Consider the following 2954-nt stretch of genomic DNA (forward strand, 5'->3'; position numbering starts at 1 on the left):
CCGGCTGGCCGGGTCCAGAAACCGGTTCGTCGTCTTCAGCGAGCCCCGGAAGCTCAGCGTCATCGTCGAGTTGCCCGCCCGGTGGTGATACTCCGACGACGCGTCCACCGTCTCCAAAGAACCCAGCCAGTTGTACCCCTGATGCTCCGGCGTCTCCCGTGTGGCCGTCTCGTCAAATGTCGACGTCATCGATCGCGACGAACGCGTCCCCGTCCCCAGCGACTCTGACGACAGCGTCCCCGAACGACTGTCCGTCATGTAACCGGTCGTCGTCGATTCCGTCCGACGAACGTCTGTCTTGGGGATCACGATCGACGGGGCCTGGCTGACGTCGGCCTCGCGATGACGCCACATCTGACTCCGCTCCCCGTCGGACCCGGAGAACATCGTGTGCCGTCCCTTCTCGACGGGCACGCCCCCCTCAATTTTTCCTTCGACCTCCTCGTCCCACGCCACCGACGAGATCTGGCTCTTATAAGCCCCCTGCCCGGCCATCGCCGTCATCAAGCCGTTCCCCGTCTGCATTCCCATCAGGTCGCTGAGCGCTTGATTGTTGATGGCATCGTTGATGTCCGGGGCGGCCCGGCGGGACGAGACATAGTTGTCCGACCCCGACCGTCTGTTCGAGTAAGTCGCCCCCTCCCCCACTCCGCGTCGCGACGAGGCATACGAACTCTGGCCGTTGGCCGTGATGTAAAAAGCCGACTTGGTTGTCGAGCGCACCCAGTTGCTGTCCAAAAACAGGTTCGTGGCGAACAGCGACACCTTCAGGCCGAATTTGCCCGCCGTCAGCCAGAAATCATTGTTCGTCTGTGTTTTGGTCAGCGTTTGGGCGAAATTGTAGCTTTCGCCCCCCCACTGGTCGAGTGAATAGCGGTCTGCCGACCAGGCGGACCCGTTACGGCTGGCCCCGTAGCCCAGGGTGAACCCCTCGGTCGTCGTCGTCTTCCGCTGGCTGGTGTTGGTCCCGTTCTCGACCTGGTTCGACGCGGTCTGCCGGTTGACAAACGTCAGCAGCGCCGTCTGGTCCAGCGCCACGGTCGAAGCCGATGTGCCATCGACTTGGAACGAGGTGAGTTGCCACGTGTTCAGGGCGAAGTCCTGATAGGCGTCCGCGCGAATGCGGAAATCCGAGACGGCGTCGGCCACGCTGACAAAGGTGCCCGCCGAATCGTTGGTGAGGCCGCGGTCCAGTTCGCCGGTGACCGGCTGGGTCGGCGGGGCCTGGCCGGACAGGTCAAACTCCCGTTTGTCGTTGCTGCCTTCCTGTTCGGCCCGCGAATGATCCACGGTGCGCACGTCAATCCGGGCCTGGTCCACGTTGAAGACAAACGTCCCGGTCCCCAAATACGGATCGATCTTCCAGCGGTCGTGGCCGGCCAGTTCGATGTCGTGGTCGCCGCCGGTGGTCTTGTTGAAGGTCATCGCGGAGTTGTCGTGCGGCGTGCGATTGGGCAGGTTGGCCCAGTCGCCCCCCGTCATCATTGATCCGGTTCCCTCTTTTTGAGTGACGACGCGCAGGCTCTGGTTGGCCAGATCATGGCCGATCACATGGGAACGCAGGTCATCAATCCGCTTTTGGTTCGCCCAATCCGTCTGTGTCCGGCTCACGGTGAAGAGGCTGGTTCCCTGGCCGTCCATCCACGATTCTTTTGAACTGCGAACGCTGGCCCCGCCGAACGAACTCAACCCGTCCGCGGAACCGTTGTCCAAGACCCCGCTGGCGTAGTCGCGCGTCCGGGCCAGGGTGTGCCCGGTTTCGGCGTGGGTCTCGTTCCCCGCCTTGGCGAGCATGCTGACAATGGAATACGTGCCGGTTGAGTCGGTCGACCCGGTTTCTGTCTGTTGGAAGGTGTTCTGGGTGTGCTTGTCCGATGTCGCGTCGGATGTGGTGTCCTCGGCGGGATTGGAAACCGCCTCCCAATACGAGTCGCCCCGTTTCTGAGTCGCCTCCAAATGTGACACATGGTTGGTGTCGGCCAATTCGGAACCTGTGGTGCCGCGGCTGAGGGAAACCGTCCGGAATCCCGCCGCCCCGCCGGTCATCGGAGAGGTCGAGTCCCCCACGAACGGGAAGCTCATCATGCTCCCGGCCCCCGGATCGGCTGTCATCACCTCATGGGTGACGACGGAGGATTGCGATTCCCGGTGCAGGGTGTCCGTCGACAACGAAAATCCGCCATAGTCGGCGGCCGCCAGCACGACGGGATTGGATTCCCCCATGCTCATCATGGAGGCAGAGCCGTTCACGACGATCTTCGGCTGGTCGTCGCGCCGATTGACGACTTGGTTGAGCGTCATCGCTTGCGAACCCGTGCGGTCGGCCGTGAGGCTGCCGCCGGTGCGATAACCGTTCACGTCCGTGCTTGTGGACGTCATGCTGTCCGTGCTGGAGGACGAGCCGTTCAAGGCCGTCGACTCAAAGGACCGGGCCGCCTCCCCGGCCACCGGGAATTTCCACTGTTTCATGGACTGCGTCAAATCGGACGACTCGTCGCTTTGAACCGATTTGGTCGTCGTCAGCGTGAGCGTCTGGCCGGACTGGCTCCCGGTGTCCAGGCTCACCATCGCGGCGGCCAGTTCGGAGGGTTGCATGTTCGATGAATACGAGGAGGCGTCGCGGTTCACCTGGCGGACTTGCGTCTGCGAATAGAGGCTGTTGCCCGTCGTGTTCAGCACGAAGCTAAAGTTGCCGGTTGTCCGAAGCCCGTATTTGTTTGAGTCCGTGTCGTGCTTTTCCTGTTGCTTTTGGTTGAACACCTCGGTTCCCAGCTCCCATCGGGTCGCCGTGGCGGTCGTGCCGCCGCCCCGAGAGCCGGCCATCTCCAGCCGGTTGCGGTAGGTCGTGCTGCCCGTCTTGTCGAGGGCCACGGTCAGGAGGGAATCATCGGTGGTGCCCTGAAGCGTCGACCCGGAATACTGTTGTTGGACCGAGTGGCGGGGGGCCGCCCCCC

1 protein-coding gene is annotated in these 2954 nt (G+C 63.0%); it reads right to left on the reverse strand.

The features are described 5' to 3' along the window. Window positions 1-2954: hypothetical protein (locus BGIM_RS65390; protein ID WP_193789087.1), on the reverse strand; the 2954-nt coding region annotated here is incomplete at both ends.

It is taken from the genome of Zavarzinella formosa DSM 19928 (assembly GCF_000255705.1).
Classification (GTDB): Bacteria; Planctomycetota; Planctomycetia; order Gemmatales; family Gemmataceae; genus Zavarzinella; species Zavarzinella formosa.